We start from the raw sequence: 20,279 nt of genomic DNA, 5'->3' as shown, positions 1-20,279 counted from the left end.
CCTTGCCCGTCCACTGTACGGTTCCGCGCCTCGATCTGGCCGAAAAGGCTTTCTTGTGGGGGGAGTTGGGCGCTGTCCATAATCCGGACATGACTTGACGGGCGCATGTCATGGCTCGTCGGGCTCAACCCCCCATGAAAGAAGGAACACACGTGAAGCAGAATCGAATGGTCCGCGCGCTCCAGAAACTCGCCGCCGCCGGCGCGGTCGTCCTGGCCGCCGTCAGCCTCCAGCCCACCACCACCGCCTCCGCCGCCCCGGCGCCCGTCGTCGGCGGCGTCCGCGCCGCCCAGGGCGAGTTCCCCTGGATGGTCAGGCTCTCCATGGGCTGCGGCGGCTCCCTGATCACCCCGCAGGTCGTGCTCACCGCCGCCCACTGCGTCAGCGGCTCCGGCAACAACACCGGCATCACCGCCACCGCCGGCGTCGTCGACCTGCAGAGCAGCAGCGCCATCAAGGTCCGGTCCACCAAGGTCCTCCAGGCCCCCGGCTACAACGGCAAGGGCAAGGACTGGGCACTCATCAAGCTCGCCAGCCCCATCACCTCGCTGCCCACCCTGAAGATCGCCGAGACCACCGCGTACAACAGCGGCACCTTCACCGTGGCCGGCTGGGGCGCCGCCCGCGAGGGCGGGTCGCAGCAGCGCTACCTCCTCAAGGCCAACGTCCCGTTCGTCTCCGACGCCTCCTGCCAGGCCTCGTACGGCAGCGACCTCGTCCCGAGCGAGGAGATCTGCGCCGGCTACACCCAGGGCGGCGTCGACACCTGCCAGGGCGACTCCGGCGGCCCGATGTTCCGCAAGGACAACGCCGGAGCCTGGATCCAGGTCGGCATCGTGAGCTGGGGCGAGGGCTGCGCGCGCGCCGGCTACCCCGGCGTCTACACGGAGGTCTCGACCTTCGCCGCCGCGATCAAGTCCGCCGCGGCCACGCTGTAACCGCACCACCTGAACGGGTGCCCCGGAGCGGCCTCCGCTCCGGGGCGCCCCTCGTTCAGCGTGCCCTCGTTCAGCGTCCCTCCGGCAGGACGCCGAACTCGACGCCCGGCACGCCGTCCCCCTCCAGCTCCAGGACCCACACCTCGTTCGCGCCCTCCCGCAGCACCGGACCCGGAACGAACAGCGACTCCTGCGGACCCGCCGACGCCCAGTACCGGCCCAGGCAGAAACCGTTCACCCACACGAAGCCCCGCGTCGCACCCGGCAGCCGCAGCACCGCGTCCCCCGCGCCCGCCACATCGACCGTGCCCCGGTAGAGACCCCGGCCCACCCCCTCCGGGACCTCCTGGACCTCCCGGACCTCCGGGATCTCCCGGAAGGGCAGCCCGCCGACCCCGGCCACCGTGAACGCGTCGAGCCGCAGCCCCCTGGCCCGTACCCCGTGCAGATACTGCCGCTCGTGCCGCACCCCGCCCGTGATCCCCTTCGACTCACCGAGCCGGGGACCGTAGTTGACCCGGCCCAGCGACTCCACCCACAGATCCACCACCGCCGACCCCGCCACCGGCTCGGCGAGCACCGACTCCTCCGCGTCCAGGACCCCCGCCGGAACCCCGTCGACGTACACCACCGCCCGGTCCCGCAACCCCGTCACAGACAGCGGATACGGCTGCCGCGGCCCCGGCACCGTCAGCCGGTAGCGGACCAGACCCCGGTCCACCCCCAGCTCCTCGAAGGTCGGCGGGACGGGCGACACCGTCTCCGCGCCGCCGAGCACCCCCAGAACCCCCTCCAGCGACACCCAGCCGTCGAGCGCACCGGAAACCGGCACCCCAAGCCGGGCCGGCGGCTCCGGCGGCTCCGGCAGCGGCCCCTCCGCATACCGCGCGAGGACCTCACGGAAACGCCAGAACTTCTCCGTCGGCCGCCCCGCCTCGTCGACCGGCGCGTCGTAGTCGTACGAGGTCACCGTCGCCCGCAGCGGCCCGTCGTGCAGCTCACCCGCCCGGTTCGCCCCCGCCCAGCCACCGAAGTTCGTCCCCCCGTGCGCCATGTACACATTGACCGACGCCCCGCACTCCAGGATCTCCCGCAGCGCCCCCGCCGCGTCCTCCGCGTCCCGCACCGCGTGCTCCGTGCCCCAGTGGTCGAACCAGCCGCACCAGAACTCCATGCACATCAGCGGCCCCTTCGGCTGATGCCGCCGCAGCGTCGCGAACCCCTCCCGCGCGCCCGAGCCGAAGTTCGCCGTCGCGAGCACCCCCGGCACCGAACCACCCGTCAGCATGTGGTCCTCCGGCCCGTCCGAGGTGAACAGCGGCACACTCACCCCACAGCCCCGCAACAGCTCCGCCACCCACTCCAGATACGCCAGATCGCTGCCGTAACTCCCGTACTCGTTCTCCACCTGCACCAGGACCACCGGCCCGCCCCGGTCGACCTGCCGCTCCACCACCTGCGGCAGCAGACGCCGGAACCACGCCTCCACCGGCCCCAGGAAATCCGGATCCAGCGTCCGCACCCGCCGCCCCAGCGGCCCCGTCAGCCAGTGCGGCAGGCCGCCGTTCTCCCACTCGGCGCAGACGTACGGCCCCGGACGCACGATCGCCCGCATCCCCGCAGCCGCCACCGCGTCCAGGAACCGGCCGAGCGCCCCCACATCCGCGTACCGGCCCCGCTCCGGCTCGTGCAGATTCCACGGAACGTACGTCTCCACACAGTCGAGGCCCATCGCGCGCAACATCCCGAGCCGGTGCTCCCACAGCTCCTCGTGCACCCGGAAGTAGTGCAGCGCCCCCGAAAGGAGGCGCACCGGCCGCCCGTCGAGCAGAAAGTCCTCGTCACCCACAGCGAACGTGCTCATGACCTCACCCTCACCCCCTGGCGGCGAACCGGTCCATGGACAAAGATCGTCGCAGTTTGGACGTTACGGAGGCCCGGCGATGTACCACACCTGGATGCGTTACTTCACGCCCAGCCCCGTCCACCACCGCCTCGGCCTCGTCTGCCTCGGCGTCGGGCTCCAGCACGGCACCCTGCCCACCGTCGGCCCCCGCACCCTCGACCATCACGTCGCCGTCGTCGTCTCCGCCGGCAGCGGCTGGCACCGCGGCGCCGACGGACGCCGCACCACCGTCACCGCCCCCGCCCTGCTCTGGCTGACCCCCGGCACCCCCCACCACTACGGCGCCGACCCCGGCACCGGCTGGGACGAGGCCTTCGTCGACTTCACAGGACCCGCCACCACCACCTACACCGAACTCGGCTACATCGAACCCGACCGGCCCGTCGTCCCCCTCTCCGACGCCGCCCCCGCCCGCGACGCCATCAGCCGCATCGCCCGCGCCGCCCGCCCCGGCAACCCCCTCCTCGAAGTCGAGACCGGCGCCGCCGTCCACGAACTCCTCGTCGCCCTGCGCCGCGCCCGCGCCGACACCAACGCCGACGGCGACCCCGTCCTCGCCGCCCTCGCCCGCGACGCCTTCCAGCCCCTCTCCGTCGCCGAACACGCCGCCCGCCACGGCATGACCGCCGCCGAACTGCGCACCGCCGTCCGCCGCGCCGCCGGCTGCAGCCCCAAGGACTACCTGCTCACCGTCCGCCTCGGCCGCGCCAAGGAACTCCTCGCCGCCACCGAACTCCCCGTCGCCGCCGTCGCCCGCCGCGTCGGCTACGACGACCCCGCCTACTTCTCCCGGCTCTTCACCCGACGGGTCGGCACCGCCCCCATCCGCTTCCGCGAACAGCAGGGACGCTCCGTCCACGGCGGCTGGAGCAACCGCGTTCCGGATCCCGAACACCCGCCGACGATCCTCCCCCGATCCGTCTAAGCTCGCAGATCATGAGTGACTCCCCCCGCCCCCACGAGCCCACCCCCGCCCAGCCCGTCGACGACTCCGTCCGGGCCGAACTCACCCGGCTGCGCGAGAGCATCGACAACATCGACGCGGCGGTCGTGCACATGCTCGCCGAGCGCTTCAAATGCACCCAGCAGGTCGGCGTCCTCAAGGCCGAACACCAGCTGCCGCCCGCCGACCCCGCCCGCGAGGCACGCCAGATCGCCCGGCTGCGGGAACTCGCCGAGAGCGCGAAACTGGACCCGGCCTTCGCGGAGAAACTCCTGAACTTCATCATCGCCGAGGTCATCCGCCACCACGAGACGATTGCGGACGGAGCACGCTGATGGCCCGCGTCACGGTCTTCACCCTCGGAGGGACCATCTCCGCACGAGGCGGTGACGCGGCCCGCATGAGCGGCCAGGAGGTCCTCGCCGAACTCGGCGGAGGCCACGACGTCGTCCTGAACGACTTCCGCCGCGTCCCCAGCTCCACCCTCACCCACCAGGACCTCGCCGCCCTCGCCGCCGAAGTCCGCACCACCGTCGCCGCAGGCTCCGGCGTGGTCGTCGTCCAGGGCACCGACACCCTGGAGGAGACCGCCTTCCTCCTCGACCTGCTCTGCACCACCGAGCAGCCGATCGCCGTCACCGGCGCCATGCGCCGCCCCGACCTGCCCGGCGCCGACGGCCCCGCCAACCTCGCCGCCGCACTCGCCGTCGCCGCCGACCCCGCCTGCCGGAACCTCGGCGTCCTCGTCGTCCTCGCCGACGAGATCCACACCGCCCGCCTCGCCCGCAAGACCCACACCACCTCGACCGCCACCTTCGCCTCACCCGGCGCAGGGCCGATCGGCACCGTCGTCGAGGGCCAACCCCGCATCCTGCTCCGCCCCGCCGTCCCCGCCGCGCTCTGCCCGCTGACGTTCGACCCCGAGGTACGGGTGGCGCTCGTGACCCTCTCCCTCGGCGACCGCGGCGAACTCCTCGAAGCCGTCGACGACCGCTTCCACGGCCTCGTCGTCGCCGCCTTCGGCGCCGGACACGCCCCCGCCTGGCTCGTCCCGCCCCTCGCCGACCTCGCCCGCCGCATCCCCGTCGTCCTGGCCTCCCGCACCGGCGGCGGCACGACCCTCACCGACACGTACCGCAGCCCGGGATCCGAATACGACCTGCTGCACCACGGACTGATCCCGGCCGGCCCCCTCGACCCGCCCAAGGCCCGCATCCTGCTCCACACCCTGCTCTCCAGCGGCGCGGCAGGACCCGCCGGCTACGACCGCCCCCGCATCACCGCCGCCTTCGCCCACCTCGACGGCACCGGCGTCGCCTGAACCCGCGGCAGGAGGCGCCGGCGGGGGCACCCGAAGGGACTCGACCCCACCACCCCTGCCCCGCGCCCCGAGCATCGGGCAGCATAGGGCCATGTCCGTACTGACGCGCGACGAAGCGCAGACCCGTGCCCAGCTCCTCGACGTCCAGCACTACCTGGTCGACCTCGACCTCACCACCGGCGACGACCTCTTCCACTCCCGGAGCCACATCCGGTTCACCGCCCGCACCGCCGGGGACACCTTCGTCGAGCTGAAGCCCGAAACACTGCACTCCGCCCTCCTGGACGGCGAGCCCCTCGACCCCACCACCCTCGAGGAGAACCGGCTCCCGCTCCGCCTCACCGAAGGCGAACACGTCCTGCAGATCAGTACGACCATGCGGTACTCCCGCACCGGCGAAGGCATGCACCGCTTCACCGACCCCACCGACGGCGAGTCGTACGTCTACACCCAGCTCTTCATGGAAGACGTCCAGCGCGTCTTCGCCGCCTTCGACCAGCCCGACCTCAAGGCCGTCTTCGAACTGTCCGTCACCGCCCCCGAAGGCTGGACCATCCTCGCCAACGGCATCACCGCACAACAGCCCGACGGAAGCTGGAAGGCCGCCCCCACCCCGCCGCTCTCCACCTACTTCGTCTGCGTCGCCGCAGGACCCTGGCACTCGATCCGCACCGAACACGCCGGACTCCCCTTCGGCATCCACTGCCGCCGCTCCCTCGCCCCCCACCTCGACGCCGACGCCGACGAGATCCTCACCGTCACCAAGGCCTGCTACGACCGCTTCCACGAGAAGTTCGACGAGCCCTACCCCTTCGACTCCTACGACCAGGCCTTCGTCCCCGAGTTCAACGCCGGCGCCATGGAGAACCCCGGACTCGTCACCTTCCGCGACGAGTTCGTCTTCCGCTCCGCCGTCACCGTCACCGAGCGCCAGACCCGCGCCATGGTCATCGCCCACGAGATGGCCCACATGTGGTTCGGCGACCTCGTCACCCTGCGCTGGTGGGACGACATCTGGCTGAACGAGTCCTTCGCCGAGTACATGGGCTACCAGACCGTCAACGAAGCCTGCGCCGACCTCTTCCCCGACACCTGGGTCGACTTCGGCGTCACCCGCAAGGCCTGGGGATACGAAGCCGACCAGCGGCCCTCCACCCACCCCGTCGCCCCCGACCCGGAAGCCGTCCCCGACACCGCCTCCGCCCTCCTCAACTTCGACGGCATCTCCTACGCCAAGGGCGCCTCCGCCCTCCGCCAGCTCGTCACCTGGCTCGGCGAGAAGGACTTCCTCGCCGGCATCAACATCCACTTCAAGCGCCACAGGTTCGGCAACGCCACCCTCGCCGACTTCATCGACAACCTCGCCGCCGCCACCGACCGCGACGTCCACGCCTGGGCCGACCAGTGGCTGCGCACCACCGGCGTCGACACCCTCACCCCCCGCCTCGAAGGCGAGGGCACCCGCTGGCGGCTCCACGTCGACCGCACCGGCAGCCGCCCCCACCGCGTCGAGGCCGGCGTCTACGACCGGCAGCCCGACGGCGAGCTCACCCGCCGCGAGCGCCTCGTCCTCGACGTCCCGCAGCAGACACCCGCCGAACTGACCGGCCCCCGCCCCGCCCTCGTCGTCCTCAACGACGGCGACCTCACCTACGCCAAGCTCCGCTTCGACGGGGCATCCGAGGAATCCGTCCTCCGCGGCCTCTCCCGCATCCCGGACCCCCTCACCCGGGCCGTGATCTGGAACGCGATGCGCGACATGGTCCGCGACGGCGCCCTCACCCCCGGCGACTACCTGGAGACCGCCCTCGCACACCTCACCGAGGAGACCGAACTCGCCCTCGTCCAAGGCGTCCTGAGCTTCGCACGCACCCAGATCGCCGACCGGTACGTCACCGAGGACCAGCGCCCCGCCGCCCTCTCCACCATCCGGCAGATCGCCCGCGCCCTGCTCCGCCGCACCGAGGACGGCGAGGCACCCGGCCTCCGCCTCACCGCCGTACGCGCCCTGATCGACAGCGCCACCACCCCCGACCAGATCGCCTCCTGGCTCGACGAGGGCACCGTCCACGGCGGCCCCGAACTCGACCCCGAACTGCGCTGGCGCATCCTCGCCCGCCTCGCCGTCCTCGGCGCCACCGACGAGACCGTGATCGCCGCCGAACTGGAACGGGACACCAGCGCCACCGGCCAGGAAGGCGCCGCCCGCTGCCGGGCCTCCCTCCCCGACCCCGAGGCGAAGGCCACCGCCTGGTCGGCCCTCTTCGACTCCGATGACCTCTCCAACTACCTCTTCACCGCCACCGCCCAGGGCTTCTGGCAGCCCGAACAGACCGCGCTCGTCAGCGCGTACGTGCCCCGCTTCTACGAGGCGGCCGTCGCGCTCGGCGACCGCCGGGGCCCCGCGATGGCCGAGGCCGCGGGCCGCTACGCCTTCCCGGCCCACGCCATCGACCAGGAGTCCCTCTCCCTCGGCGAGCGCCACCTGAACGACGACGCCATGATCCCGGCCCTCCACCGCAAACTGGTCGACCAGCTCGACGACCTCCGCCGGGCACTGACGGTCCGCACCGTCTGACCCCGTTGTGGGCAGTCGTCCCGCCCAGCGGGACGACTGCCCACACGGTGGAGGTGCCGGGCCCGGCAAGGCGCCGTCCCTCGTTCGGGTCACAACCCCCAACTCCCCGGACAGCCCCCGCCAGGGCCCGCCACCCTGTCGTCCATGCGTGCCGCACCCCCACCCCTCGCCGGAGGCACCCCCGGCCCCGACGCCCTCCGCCCCCTCCTCGACACCGTCCTCGACGCCCTCCGCACCGGAGCCGAGGAGCGAGGCGGACCACTCCCCGCCGGCGGCCCGGAGACCGTCGCCCACCGGCTGCGGGACGCCCTCGGCGAGGCCCTGCCACACCACGGCACCGACCCCCACGAGGCACTCCGCACCCTGGTCCGGACGCTGGCGGCCGGCGCCGCCGACCCCGCCCACCCCCTCTGCGCCGCCCACCTCCACACCCCACCCCTCGCCCTCGCCGCCGCCGCCGACCTGGCCGCCTCCGCGCTCAACCCGTCCATGGACTCCTGGGACCAGGCACCGGCCGCCTCCGCACTCGAAGCCCAGATCACGGCAGCCCTCGCCGCCGAGATCCACCCGCAGGCCGACCACCCCGACGCACTCGTCACCACCGGCGGCACCGAGTCCAACCAGCTCGCCCTGCTCCTCGCGAGAGAACGCCACGGCCCGGCCCTCCGCACCGTCGTCGGCGCCAACGCCCACCACTCCTTCCACCGCGCCGCCTGGCTCCTCGGCCTCCCCGAGCCGGTCGTCGTGCCCACCCCCCGCGGCACCCTGGACCCCGCCGACCTCCACCAGGCCCTGACCACCCTCACCGGCCCCGGCCCCGTCCTCGTGGCCGCCACCGCAGGCACCACCGACGAAGGCCTCATCGACCCCCTCCCGGCACTCGCCGACACCTGCGAAGCCCACCACGCCGACCTGCACGTCGACGCCGCCTACGGAGGCCCCGTCCTCTTCAGCCGCACCCACCGCCACCTCCTCGACGGCCTCCACCGCGCCCGCACCGTCACCATCGACCTGCACAAACTCGGCTGGCAGCCGGCCGCCGCCGGACTCCTCGCCGTACGCGACACCGCCGACCTCACCGCCCTCGGCCACACCGCCGACTACCTCAACGCCGACGACGACACCGACGCCGGACTCCCCGACCTCCTCGGCCGCTCCCTGCGCACCACCCGCCGCCCCGACATCCTCAAGACGGCCGTCACCCTCCGCGCCCTCGGCCGCACCGGCCTCGGCGCCCTCGTCGACGCCTGCATGGCCCACGCCCAGGACCTCGCCGACCTCGTGGAGAAACGGCCGGGACTCGACCTGCGAGCCCGCCCCACCCTCACCACCGTCCTCTTCCGCCCCACCGACGCCACCGACACCACCGTCGCCGCGATCCGCCGCACCCTCCTCACCCAAGGCCGCGCCGTCCTCGGCCGCGCCCACGCCGACGGCCGCCTCTGGCTCAAGGCCACCCTGCTCAACCCCCACGCCACCCCCGGCGACCTGGCACAGCTCATCACCCTCGTGGAAGGCAGCACGCACCGATGACCGGCACCACTCCTCAGCAGGACCTCGACCAGCCCCACGACCTGGTGGGCATCGGCATCGGCCCCTTCAACCTCTCCCTCGCCGCCCTCGCCCACGGCATCCCCGGCGGCCTCGCCGCCACCTTCTACGAGCAGAAGCCCGCCTTCCAGTGGCACCCCGGCCTCCTCATCGAAGGCGCCACCCTCCAGGTCCCCTTCCTCGCCGACCTGGTCACCCTCGCCGACCCCGCCAGCCCCTGGACCTTCCTCAACTACCTCAAGAGCCGCGAACGGCTCTACCCCTTCTACTTCGCCGAGAAGTTCCACATCCACCGCGCCGAATACGACGCCTACTGCCGCTGGGTCAGCGAGAGACTCCCCGGACTCCACTTCGGCCACCAGGTCGACTCCGTCCGCTGGAACCCCGAACGACGCCTCTTCGAAGTCGACTTCACCCAACTCGACCCCGAAGGCGAAGCCGAAGCCCTCGGCCGCGCCTACACCCGCAACGTCGTCCTCGGCGTCGGCACCGAGCCCTACGTCCCCGAACCCCTCAAACCACTCGCCGACGCCCCCGGCGTCCCCGTCTTCCACTCCGCCGACTACCTCGCCCACCGCGACACCCTCCTCGCCGCCGGACACGTCACCGTCATCGGCTCCGGCCAGTCAGGCGCCGAGATCTTCCTCGACCTGCTCAGAGCCCGCCCCGCCGGAGCCGAGAAGATCCACTGGCTCGCCCGCACCGAGGCCTTCGCCCCCATGGAGTACTCCAAGCTCGGCCTCGAACACTTCACCCCGGACTACACCCGCTACTTCCACGCCCTGCCCGAACCCGTACGCGCCGAACTCGTACCCCGCCAATGGCAACTCCACAAAGGCATCGACACCGACACCATCACCGCCATCCACGACGAGCTCTACCGCCGCACCCTGCACGGCGGCTGGCCCGACGCCGTCCTCACCCCCGGCGTCCGCGTCCGCACCGCGGGCCGCGTCGCCACCACCCAGGTCGAACTGCACCTCGAACACCTCCAGCAGGGCACCCGCTCCCGCCTCACCACCGACGCCGTCGTCCTCGCCACCGGCTACCAGGAACGCCCCGTCGACCGGATGCTCGCCGGCCTCGACCCCTACCTCCGCCACGACTCCGCAGGCCGCGCCCGCGTCGACGAGCGCTACCGGCTCGTCCTCGACCCGTCCGTCACCGGCGCCGTCCACGTCCAGAACGCCGAGAAGCACACCCACGGCGTCGGCGCCCCCGACCTCGGCCTCGCCGCCTGGCGCAGCGCCACCATCCTCAACTCCGTCACCGGCAAGGAGCCCTACCCGCTGCCCCGCCGCACCGCCTTCACCAGCTTCGGCCTGGAGACACGAGAGGCGCCGAGCATCCCGTCCCAGGACCGGAAGCTGACGCCCCTCGTGCAGCACTGACCGACGGGCCGGCTAGAACACCGGCACACCGTCCCGGGTCAGCTTCCAGTCCACCGACGCGAACTGCCCCGGGTCCACCGTCCCCTTAGCCGTCACCCACTGGATGATCGTGTTACGGATCTCGTCCGAGTTCGCCCACAGCTGCTGGGCGTTCGCGACGTGCGGGAACGCGCCGCCACCACTCGCCCGGTAGTTGTTCACCGCGAGGACGAACTTCGCCGCAGGGTCCAGCGGCTTCCCCTCGAAGGACAGGTTCACGATCCGCGACCCCGCCGGCTTCGCGATGTCGATCTCGTACGTGAGCCCCGACACGGCGTCGTAGTTGTAGTCCGGCGTCCCGCCCGCGTTGGTCAGCTTCGCCGTGTCGACCGGCGCCCCCGCCGCGGTCTGGACGTAGTACCTCGCCGAGTACTCCAGGTACTCCTTCAGCTGGGCCCCCGTCATCAGACGCGCCTCCAGCGTGTTCTCGAACGGATACAGACCGGCCGCGTCCTTGATGGTGACCTGACCGGCCGGAATCCGCGCCGTACGCGAGAAGCACGAGGCCTGCGACAGCACCGGCAGGGCCGCGTACGCGCCACCCGCGAGCGCCGCCTTCACCGTCTCCGCCTGCACCACGTTGATCAGATCGATGATCGGCTCGTCCTTCCACGGCGCGTCCGCCGTCGACATGACGGCCGTAGAGGTGCCGATCACCTGGTTGACGTACGCGACGACCTTCTCGTGCTCGTCCGCGAGCAGCCCCGTGATCTCCGGGTCCTCCGCCACCGCGTTCGAGTTCAGGACCTGCGCGGCGACCTTCTCGACCACCCAGCGGCCCTTCTCCCACACCAGGTCGAAGTCGAACAGGGTCAGCCGCTGACCCCACTTCAACGGCTCCGACAGGACGACGTCCTTCCCGGTCTCCTTGTTCTTCACCCGGTACTCAGGGATCTCGGTGTGCGCGTGACCGACGAGTATCGCGTCGATCCCCGGCACCTGCTCGGCCACGAGCCCCGCCGCGTTCTCGATGTGCGGGAGCTGGTCACCGTACGAGGACGTGCCGCTCGAACCGGAATGCGCCGAGACGACCACCACGTCCGCACCCATCGACCGCAGCTTCGGCACCCACTTCGCCGCCTGCTCCTCAAGCCCGGGGAAGACCATCCTGCCGCTGACGTTCGCCTTGTCCCAGATGGCGATGCCCGGGTTGGTCAGACCCAGCACCGCGACCTTCACGTCCTTGCCGTGCGGCGTACGCAGACAGTGCATGCTGTACGGGGGGAACGCCGGCCGGAGCGTCTTGGCGTCCAGCGCGTTCGCACCCAGCAGCGGGAAGTCGCACTGCTCCTCGAACTTCCGCAGCACCGGGATGCCGTAGTTGAACTCGTGGTTGCCGAGCGCGGCGGCGTCGTACCCGATGGCGTTCATCGCCTGGGCCATCGGATGGACCGGGCCCCCGGCCTTCGTGATCGGATCGACCTTGGCGTAGTAGTACGACAGCTGCGTGCCCTGGATCGTGTCGCCGGCGTCGATGAGGAGCGTGTTGCGGCGCCCCTTCGCCGCGCGGACCTGGTCGACAAGCGTCGAGATCTTGGCCAGACCGATGTCGTTGTGCGCCTTGTCGTCGAACTCCCTGTCCGTGAAGTAGTCCCAGTTGAAGACGTTCCCGTGCAGGTCGGTGGTGCCCATCACGGTGAAGGAGTACCGCTTCCGCGGACGCGGGCGGCCGGACCCGTGGGCCTCGGCGGGCACGGCGACGGCTCCGGCGACGGCCACTCCGGCCCCGGCGGCGGCCGAGCGCTCCAGGAACGTCCTGCGGTTCAGCGGCATGTGTTCTCTCCCCTTTGGTTCTGTGACGCCCGCGCCGACCGTGGCGCACAACGCGCGTAGATTCTGACCCGCAGCGGCACGTCGGCAACAGCCCTACCGGGTTACGGAGTGGGAAAGTGTTCGGTGGACGCTCGCCACCGAACACCGAGGAGCCCCGACGTGACACAGGAACACTCGACCCCCGACGCACCCCAGGTGACCGTCCGCGGCGAAGGACGCCTCGAAGTCGACCCCGAGTTCGCCCGCATCTGGCTGACCGTCTCCGCACGAGGCACGGACCGCTCCGCCACCCTCGCGGACCTCACCCGCCGCAACGCCCACGTACTCGACCTGGTCAAGGCACACGGAGACACGGTCCAACGCCTGGAGACCGGCAGGCTCTCGATCTCCCCCGAACTCGGCAGACGCGGCCGCGGGGAACGCGTCCACGCCTACGTCGGACGGGTCCGCGTCACCGCCGAACTCACCGACTTCACCGCACTCGGCGAACTCGTCACCCGCCTCGCCGACCTCGACATGACCAGCGTCGACGGACCCTGGTGGGAACTGCGCCCCGACTCCCCGGCCTACGCCGAGGCCCGACGCCTCGCCGTCACCGAGGCCGTACGACGCGCCCGCGCGTACGCCGAGGCGCTCGGCACCTCGCTCGCCTCACTCCTCGAACTCTCGGACGCCGGCCTCACCGGACCCGGGGCACCGATGCACCCCGCCTTCGCCGGAGCACCGATGGCCTTCGCCACCGAAGGAGCCGGAGAAGCGCCCCCGCTCGACCTCGAACCCCAGCGCCAGACGGTCACCGCCGAGGTCGTCGCACGCTTCACCATGGCACCGCCCGCACTCTGAGACGAGGGCCACGGAGACGCCGAAAACGCTCATCGGAGCACCCCGCCGCACAGATTCAAGTCTTGTCAACAGCCTTTCACGGAAAGGTTGTTGAGTAGTCATGTCACGCCAACTCGCTACCGATGGGTAAGCTCTAGGCTCGACCCATGCGCCGAGCGAAAATCGTCTGCACCCTTGGGCCCGCCACCGAAACATACGACCAGATCAAGGCATTGATCGAGGCCGGAATGGACGTGGCCCGCCTCAACCTCAGCCACGGCACCTACGCCGAACACGAGGAGCGCTACCAGCGCGTACGCAAAGCCTCCGACGAGACCGGCCGCAGCGTCGGCGTCCTCGCCGACCTTCAAGGCCCGAAGATCCGCCTCGGCCGCTTCCGCGAAGGCCCCGTACTCCTTGAACGCGGCGACGAGTTCGCCATCACCGTCGAACCCATGGAAGGCGACCGCACCTGCTGCGGAACCACCTACTCCGGCCTCGCGGGAGACGTCACCGCAGGCGAACGCATCCTCGTCGACGACGGCCGCGTCACCCTCGAAGTCATCTCCGTCGACGGCCCCCGCGTCAACACCCTCGTCATCGAGGGCGGCATGGTCTCCGACAACAAGGGCCTCAACCTCCCCGGCGTCGCCGTCTCCGTCCCCGCCCTCTCCGAAAAGGACATCGAAGACCTCCGCTGGGCCCTGCGCACCGGCGCCGACGTCATCGCCCTCTCCTTCGTCCGCAGCGCCCGCGACATCGTCGACGTCCACCGGATCATGGACGAGGAAGGCCGCCGGCTCCCCGTCATCGCCAAGATCGAGAAGCCCCAGGCCGTCGACAACATCGACGAGATCGTCGCCGCCTTCGACGGCATCATGGTCGCCCGCGGCGACCTCGGCGTCGAAATGCCCCTCGAACAGGTCCCGATCGTCCAGAAGCGCGCCGTCAAACTCGCCAAGCGCAACGCCAAGCCGGTCATCGTCGCCACCCAGATGCTCGACTCGATGATCGACAACTCCCGCCCCACCCGCGCCGAAGCCAGCGACGTCGCCAACGCCGTCATCGACGGCACCGACGCCGTCATGCTCTCCGGCGAGACCAGCGTCGGCCGCTACCCCATCGAGACGGTCCGCACCATGAGCCGCATCGTGGAAGCGGCGGAGGAAGACGTCCTCGCCAAGGGCCTCCCGCCCCTCACCGACCGCAACAAGCCCCGCACCCAGGGCGGCGCCGTCGCCCGAGCCGCCGCCGAGATGGGCGACTTCCTCGGCGCCAAGTTCCTCGTCGCCTTCACCCAGTCCGGCGACACGGTCAAACGCCTCTCCCGCTACCGGTCCCCGATCCCCCTCCTCGCCTTCACCCCGGACCCGGCCACCCGCTCCCAGCTCAACCTGACGTGGGGCGTCGAGACGTTCCTGGGCCCGCACGTGGACTCGACGGACGCGATGGTGGCACAGGTGGACGAGGAACTGCTGAGGATCGGCCGCTGCCGCCCGGGCGACGTCGTCGTCATCACGGCGGGCTCCCCGCCGGGCGTGGCAGGCTCGACGAACCTGGTCAGGGTCCACCACATCGGCGACCCGCTGACGTAGTCAGTGCTTGGGCCCGACGTGCAGATCCATGAGCGCGACGGAGCCCTTGCGGGCGATCGAGATGTTCTGCGCGGTGCGCGACTGGTTCGTGGGCTTCCAGTCGACAGCCACACGGTCGAGGGCGTCGGTGAAGAGCCCGATGATGTCGGCGGACGAGTTGGTGAAGAAGTAGCGGGGGTACTCGTACCGCTTCCGCTCCCCGCCGACGAGCCGCGTCGTCCAGTTCGTGATCCGGCTCCCGTCGGAGTGGATGAGCCCCCGAATGAAGTCCCACGGGTGCGCGTGGACGATGTGCTGCTGCCACTCTTCGAGCACGATGCGCCGCTTGTGTTTCACGCCAGGGCCGTGCTGGGGGAACAGGCATGTGAGGTGAGTCGAGTAGACCTTGATGTCATGGCACCCCGACTTGCGGGCCCGGGAGACCGCGTTGTCGGGGAAAACCGCACGCATGGAGGCCTCGGCCTCGTTCTGAACGCCTGGCCAGAGATCGTCGAGCGTGATCCTCAGGCTCGGCGCCCGATGCTGTGGGGGTTGGCTCACATTGCCATCGCCCAGGTAGAGCCCCAAGAGGTACGCGTACGTGACCTCGTCCAGCTCCCGCCCGTCGCAGCGGGGGCACTTGGGGTTGGGCCGGCCCGGACACTCGCCCCGCTTGGCGCGGTCCATGTGCTTCCACTTGCCGATGGTGCCGCGCGGCACGTTGAGCTCGCGGGCCACGTCCGCGTTCTTGGCGCCGCCGCGCAGTAGCGTGAGCGCCCGCTGTCGCACCTCTGTGCCGTGAAAGTTCATGCGATCACTCTGTGCAAGGAGACATCGCTGTGCGCAGCAAAAAGCGGACATTCACGCGAAGGTGAACGTCCGCTTAGCAAGAGTGCCGGGTATGGGATTCGAACCCACACGTCCTTTCGGACAGAGGTGTTTGAGACCTCAGCGTCAGCCAGTTGCGCCAACCCGGCAGCGTTGCTAGTCGGAGTGTACCCGGTCACCAGTCCGGCCAGCAGCTAGGTAGGCTTCTATGTGCAGCGCACTGCCCCGCAACGAGGAGCCCCCGTGACCGCCCCCGAGTCGCCCCAGCCCGCCGACGACGCCGCCGACACGTCGCACGTCCCGCCGCTGACGACCCGTGTCGTCATCGCCGAGGACGAGGCCCTCATCCGCCTCGACCTCAAAGAGATGCTGGAGGAAGAGGGCTACACGGTCGTCGGCGAGGCCGGAGACGGCCAGACCGCCGTCGAGCTCGCCCGTGAGCACCGTCCCGACCTCGTCATCCTCGACGTGAAGATGCCCATCCTGGACGGCATCTCGGCGGCCGAGAAGATCGCCGGCGAGTCCATCGCCCCGGTCCTGATGCTCACCGCCTTCTCGCAGCGCGAGCTCGTCGAGCGGGCCAGGGACGCCGGTGCCATGGCGTACCTGGTGAAGCCGTTCAGCAAGAGCGACGTGGTGCCGGCCATCGAGATGGCGGTGTCCCGTTTCTCCGAGCTGCGTGCCCTGGAGCAGGAGGTCGCGGACCTCTCGCAGCGCCTGGAGACCCGCAAGCTGGTGGACCGCGCGAAGTCGATCCTGCAGACGCAGTACGGGCTGACGGAGCCGGCCGCGTTCCGCTGGATCCAGAAGACGTCGATGGACCGTCGTATGTCGATGCAGCAGGTCGCCGAGGCGGTCATCGAGGACGCCGAGGAGAAGAAGGCGGCGAAGGGGCAGTAGCCCGTACCCGCACTCCGTACTCCGTACTGAAGAAGGCCCGCCCCACGGCACTGTGGGGCGGGCCTTCGGTTCGTGGTGCTGCTGCTCAGTCCTCGCCGAGGTATGCCTTGCGGACGGACTCGTCGTGGAGCAGGTCCCGGCCGGTGCCGGACAGGACGACCTTGCCGATCTCCATGACGTGACCGTGGTCCGCCAGGGCGAGCGCGGCCTGGGCGTTCTGCTCGACGAGCAGGATGGTGGTGCCCTGGGCCTTCAGCTCGGCGATGGTCGCCATGATCTTCTGCATCATGATCGGGGAGAGGCCCATGGAGGGCTCGTCGAGCATGAGCAGCTTGGGCTGGGACATCAGGGCGCGGCCCATGGCGAGCATCTGCTGTTCGCCGCCGGAGAGGGTGCCTGCGGCCTGCTTGCGACGTTCGCCCAGGATGGGGAAGAGGTCGTAGGCGCGCTGGACGTCCTTGGCGATGCCGGCGGTGTCCTTGCGGAGGAAGGCGCCGAGGAGGAGGTTCTCCTCGATGGTCATGCGGGGGAAGATGTGCCGGCCCTCGGGGGAGTGGGCGAGGCCGAGGGAGACGATCTTGTGTGCGGGGATCTTGCGGAGGGACTTGCCCTCGAACTTGATCTGGCCGCCGACCGGCTTGAGGAGTCCGGAGAGGGTCCGGAGGGTGGTGGTCTTTCCGGCGCCGTTGGTGCCGATGAGGGTGACGACCTCACCGGCGTCGACGGAGAAGGAGATGCCCTTGACGGCCTCGATCTTTCCGTAGGCGACGCGCAGGTCCTCGACTTCGAGCAGTGCGGTCATGCGTCGTTCTCCTTGCCCGAAGCAGGGTCGTGCGGGGTGTCCTCCGAGGCGGGGGTCTCCTCGGAGGCCGGGTCCTCGTCCTCGTCGGCCGGGGACTCGTCGGAGGCGGGGGCCTCGTCGGTCTCCGGGTTCTCGTCGGTCTCCGGGTCCTCGGCAGGCTCCGTGGCCTCGTCGGCCTCGTCGGCCTCGTCGGCCTCGTCGGCCTCGTCGGTCTCCGCGGCGTCCGTCGCAGGCGCGGCCTCCGCAGGCGCGGCCTCCGCCTCGACCGGCTCGCCGAGGTAGGCGGCGATGACGCGCTCGTCGCTCTGGACGGTCTGGCTGTCGCCCTCGATGAGCTTCTGGCCCTGGACGAGTACGGCGACGCGGTCGCAGAGGTTGAAGATGAACCGCATGTCGTGCTCGATGACGAGGACGGCGATGCCCATGTCCCGGATGGCGAAGATGAGTTCCTCGGCGGCCCGCGTCTCCTGCGGGTTCATGCCGGCGGTGGGCTCGTCGAGCAGGATGAGGCCGGGGTCGCTCGCGAGGGCGCGGGCGATCTCCAGCTTGCGCTGCTCTCCGTACGGGAGGTTCTTGGCGAGGTGCTGGGCCTTGTCCTGGAGGCCGATGAACTCCAGGAGTTCCATGGCCCGCTTGGAGGCCTCCGCCTCTGCCCTCTTGAAGGCGGGGAGGCGGAGCAGTGCGGACCAGAGGCCCTGCTTCATCCTGGTGTGGCGTCCGACGAGGACGTTCTCCAGGACGGTCATGTTGTGGAAGAGGCGGATGTTCTGGAAGGTGCGGGCGATGCCGGCGTCGGTGACCTTGTAGGACGTGGGCGGCAGGACCGTGCCCTTGTACCGGACTTCGCCCTCGGTGGGGACGTAGAGGCCGGTGAGGCAGTTGAAGAAGGTGGTCTTGCCGGCGCCGTTGGGGCCGATGAGGCCGACGATCTCGCCGCTGTTGACGGTGAGGTTCACGTCGCGGACGGCGGTGAGGCCGCCGAAGCGCATGGTGACCCCGCGCGCGTCGAGAACGGGCTCGCCGGCGGCCGGCGCGGTGGTGGCGTCGGCGGTCTTCGTGGTGGTCGTCATGGTTAGGCACCTGCCTTGGCGAGCGTGGCGGGCGTCTCGTCCTTCTCGTGGAACTCCAGCTGGTTGCGCCGGTTGGCGATGATGCCCTCCGGGCGGAAGCGCATGAGGAGGATCAGCGCGACGCCGAAGGCGAAGAGCTGGTACTCGCCCATGAACTGGAGCTTGTTCGGGATGAGGAAGAGGAGGGACGCGCCGACCAGGGGTCCGCTCATGGTGCCCATGCCGCCGAGGACGACGGCCGCGAGCAGGAAGGCGGAGTTGGGCGGGATGGGGCCGGCGAAGAGGTACTGCTCGGGGGTCACGGTGTAGGTGACGTGGGCCTGCACGGTGCCGGCGAGGCCGGCGAGGCCGGCGCCGAGGGCGAAGGCGATGAGCTTGACGCGGAAGCCGTTGATGCCCATGGCGAGCGCGGCGGTCTCGTCCTCGCGGATGGCGACCCAGGCGCGGCCGATGCGGGAGTCGCCGCTGCGTCGGAAGACGAGCACGACGACCGCCATGATCAGCAGCATCAGGAAGAAGTAGTTGGCGAAGCGTCCGATGGTGAAGCCGGCGATGGAGTGCGCGGCGCCGAAGTCGAATCCGAGGATGTTGAGGTTCGGGATGGACGAGATGCCGTTGGAGCCGTTGGTGATGTCGGGGCCGGAGGTGCCGTCGGTGTTCATCACCGCGATGCGGAAGATCTCACCGAATCCGAGCGTCACGATGGCGAGGTAGTCGCCGCGCAGTCGCAGGGTCGGGGCGCCGATGAGGACGCCGAAGACCAGGGAGGCTCCGGCGCCGACCAGGATGGCGGCCCAGAAGGGGAGGTGGACGCCGAACGGGGAGCTCGGGGCGCCCGAGACGAGGGCGGCCGCGTAGGCGCCGACGCCGAGGAAGGCGACGTATCCGAGGTCGAGGAGGCCGGCGAGGCCGACGACGATGTTCAGGCCCAGGGCGACCGTGGCGAAGATCAGGATGTAGACGCCGAGCGTCGCGTACTGGTCGTCGGTCTGGGTGAAGGGGAAGAGCGCCGCCGCGGTGAACGCGCCCGCGATGGAGAGGTTCTGGTGCTTGCTGGTGAGCTGCGTGGCCTGGGCCACGAGGCCGGACTTGCTGACGGCGGCGAAGCCGAGGCCGGCCGTGATCAGGAAGCCGAGGAACAGCTCGTCGTACTCGGTGCCGACGCCGTAGGTGAAGACGCCGAGGGCGATGGCGAGGACGCCGGCGATGATCAGGATCTCGACGGAGGAGTGCATCGTCGGGAGCCGGCGTGCGGTGCCGGTGGAGGCGAAGGCGGCCCTGAAGGAGGTCCAGCCGTTGCCGGAGCGGTGCTTGAACTGGTCCCAGGAGGTGTCCTCGGGGTCCACGGGGAGGACCTTGGGCCGCTCGAAGGGGAGGGCGAGGGCGCCGAGGAGGGCGAGGAGGGAGGCGAGTGCGACGACCGCGCCGCCGGGCTCCAGGTTGACGGGGCCGCCGAGCTGGATGCTGATGGCGCCGACGGTGAACCAGGTGATGGCGAAGTTGGCGAGGGCGGCGAGCTTGAGGGCCGCGTCGCCGCCGGCCGGGGTCAGCCAGCGGGTTCCCTTGACGCCGTACGAGGAGAGGGCGAAGAGGGCGGTGAGCGCGCCGGTGACCAGGACCTGCATCTGGAGGCCGGCGGGGGAGCCGTAGTACGTGAGGTCGCCGGGGAAGCGGGGGGTCCAGGTCCAGGCGAGGAAGCAGCTGACGACGGTGAGGACGCCGCCGCCCAGGGTGAGGGCGCGGGCGGCCGTGGCCGGGACGAAGCCGATGAGGCCGGTGGCCTCGGCAGCGGGCTCGGGGGCCGCGGCTGCCTTGGGGTTCTCGGAGATGGTGGTCATGGTGC

16 protein-coding genes and 1 tRNA gene are annotated in these 20,279 nt (G+C 70.7%); 10 read left to right on the top strand and 7 right to left on the bottom strand.

Annotated elements, in window-relative coordinates:
- Positions 1–167: 167 nt before the first annotated feature.
- Entirely contained in the window at positions 168–938 is a 771-nt protein-coding gene (locus ACIA8N_RS01080; RefSeq protein ID WP_365777627.1) for a serine protease, read from the top strand.
- 70 nt (positions 939–1,008) lie between these two features.
- Here the strand turns inward: ACIA8N_RS01080 and ACIA8N_RS01075 are convergent, their stop codons facing one another.
- Positions 1,009–2,802, bottom strand: a complete 1,794-nt coding sequence (locus tag ACIA8N_RS01075; protein WP_365776841.1) for a beta-galactosidase — start codon at positions 2,800–2,802, stop codon at positions 1,009–1,011.
- 79 nt (positions 2,803–2,881) lie between these two features.
- Here ACIA8N_RS01075 and ACIA8N_RS01070 point away from each other — a divergent pair, with 79 nt between their 5' ends.
- The 6 genes from ACIA8N_RS01070 (at position 2,882) to ACIA8N_RS01045 (ending at position 10,628) form a co-directional block, all read left to right on the top strand.
- Complete coding sequence (locus ACIA8N_RS01070) at positions 2,882–3,769, top strand: AraC family transcriptional regulator (RefSeq protein ID WP_030211669.1); 888 nt, start codon at positions 2,882–2,884, stop codon at positions 3,767–3,769.
- An 11-nt stretch (positions 3,770–3,780) separates the two neighbouring features.
- A complete protein-coding gene (locus tag ACIA8N_RS01065) occupies positions 3,781–4,122 on the top strand; it encodes a chorismate mutase (protein ID WP_365776838.1) in 342 nt (113 codons plus the stop codon).
- Entirely contained in the window at positions 4,122–5,108 is a 987-nt protein-coding gene (locus ACIA8N_RS01060; protein WP_365776836.1) for an asparaginase, read from the top strand. Before ACIA8N_RS01065 ends, ACIA8N_RS01060 begins: the two co-directional genes overlap by 1 nt.
- Positions 5,109–5,199: 91 nt before the next feature.
- Positions 5,200–7,686, top strand: a complete 2,487-nt coding sequence (gene pepN / locus ACIA8N_RS01055; RefSeq protein WP_365776834.1) for an aminopeptidase N — start codon at positions 5,200–5,202, stop codon at positions 7,684–7,686.
- 144 nt (positions 7,687–7,830) lie between these two features.
- The gene (locus ACIA8N_RS01050; protein ID WP_365785336.1) at positions 7,831–9,219 is read left to right on the top strand and encodes an aminotransferase class V-fold PLP-dependent enzyme; all 1,389 of its coding nucleotides are present in this window, start codon (positions 7,831–7,833) and stop codon (positions 9,217–9,219) included.
- A complete protein-coding gene (locus ACIA8N_RS01045) occupies positions 9,216–10,628 on the top strand; it encodes a SidA/IucD/PvdA family monooxygenase (protein WP_365785338.1) in 1,413 nt (470 codons plus the stop codon). Before ACIA8N_RS01050 ends, ACIA8N_RS01045 begins: the two co-directional genes overlap by 4 nt.
- Positions 10,629–10,640: 12 nt before the next feature.
- Here the strand turns inward: ACIA8N_RS01045 and ACIA8N_RS01040 are convergent, their stop codons facing one another.
- Complete coding sequence (locus tag ACIA8N_RS01040) at positions 10,641–12,440, bottom strand: 5'-nucleotidase C-terminal domain-containing protein (protein ID WP_365785340.1); 1,800 nt, start codon at positions 12,438–12,440, stop codon at positions 10,641–10,643.
- A gap of 159 nt (positions 12,441–12,599) precedes the next feature.
- Between ACIA8N_RS01040 and ACIA8N_RS01035 the strand changes: the two genes are divergently transcribed.
- Positions 12,600–13,283, top strand: coding sequence for an SIMPL domain-containing protein (locus tag ACIA8N_RS01035; RefSeq protein WP_365785342.1), 684 nt, complete (start codon positions 12,600–12,602; stop codon positions 13,281–13,283).
- Between the two features lie 146 nt (positions 13,284–13,429).
- Positions 13,430–14,857, top strand: coding sequence for a pyruvate kinase (pyk, locus tag ACIA8N_RS01030; protein ID WP_365785344.1), 1,428 nt, complete (start codon positions 13,430–13,432; stop codon positions 14,855–14,857).
- Here the strand turns inward: pyk and ACIA8N_RS01025 are convergent, their stop codons facing one another.
- Together ACIA8N_RS01025 and ACIA8N_RS01020 are read right to left on the bottom strand one after the other, a co-directional pair.
- Positions 14,858–15,646 (bottom strand): helix-turn-helix domain-containing protein, encoded by a 789-nt coding sequence (locus ACIA8N_RS01025; RefSeq protein ID WP_365785346.1) that lies wholly within the window; start codon positions 15,644–15,646, stop codon positions 14,858–14,860.
- An 83-nt stretch (positions 15,647–15,729) separates the two neighbouring features.
- Positions 15,730–15,813 (bottom strand) — tRNA-Leu (locus ACIA8N_RS01020).
- 94 nt (positions 15,814–15,907) lie between these two features.
- Between ACIA8N_RS01020 and ACIA8N_RS01015 the strand changes: the two genes are divergently transcribed.
- Entirely contained in the window at positions 15,908–16,564 is a 657-nt protein-coding gene (locus tag ACIA8N_RS01015; RefSeq protein ID WP_030547198.1) for an ANTAR domain-containing response regulator, read from the top strand.
- A gap of 85 nt (positions 16,565–16,649) precedes the next feature.
- Here the strand turns inward: ACIA8N_RS01015 and ACIA8N_RS01010 are convergent, their stop codons facing one another.
- Genes ACIA8N_RS01010 through ACIA8N_RS01000 form a run of 3 tightly spaced genes read right to left on the bottom strand, consistent with a single transcriptional unit; the run spans position 16,650 to position 20,274 of the window.
- Entirely contained in the window at positions 16,650–17,366 is a 717-nt protein-coding gene (locus ACIA8N_RS01010) for an ABC transporter ATP-binding protein (protein ID WP_361849479.1), read from the bottom strand.
- Positions 17,363–18,436 carry an ABC transporter ATP-binding protein gene (locus ACIA8N_RS01005; protein ID WP_365785349.1) on the bottom strand — a complete coding sequence of 358 codons (1,074 nt, stop codon included), beginning with the start codon at positions 18,434–18,436 and terminating at the stop codon, positions 17,363–17,365. Before ACIA8N_RS01005 ends, ACIA8N_RS01010 begins: the two co-directional genes overlap by 4 nt.
- A 2-nt stretch (positions 18,437–18,438) precedes the next feature.
- Positions 18,439–20,274, bottom strand: coding sequence for a branched-chain amino acid ABC transporter permease (locus tag ACIA8N_RS01000; protein ID WP_365785351.1), 1,836 nt, complete (start codon positions 20,272–20,274; stop codon positions 18,439–18,441).
- Positions 20,275–20,279: the final 5 nt, after the last annotated feature.

Source organism: Streptomyces sp. NPDC051822, assembly GCF_044452745.1.
Taxonomy (GTDB): domain Bacteria; phylum Actinomycetota; class Actinomycetes; order Streptomycetales; family Streptomycetaceae; genus Streptomyces.
Note: the sequence above shows the minus strand (reverse complement) of the source record. Positions and strands in the feature narration are given on the sequence as shown.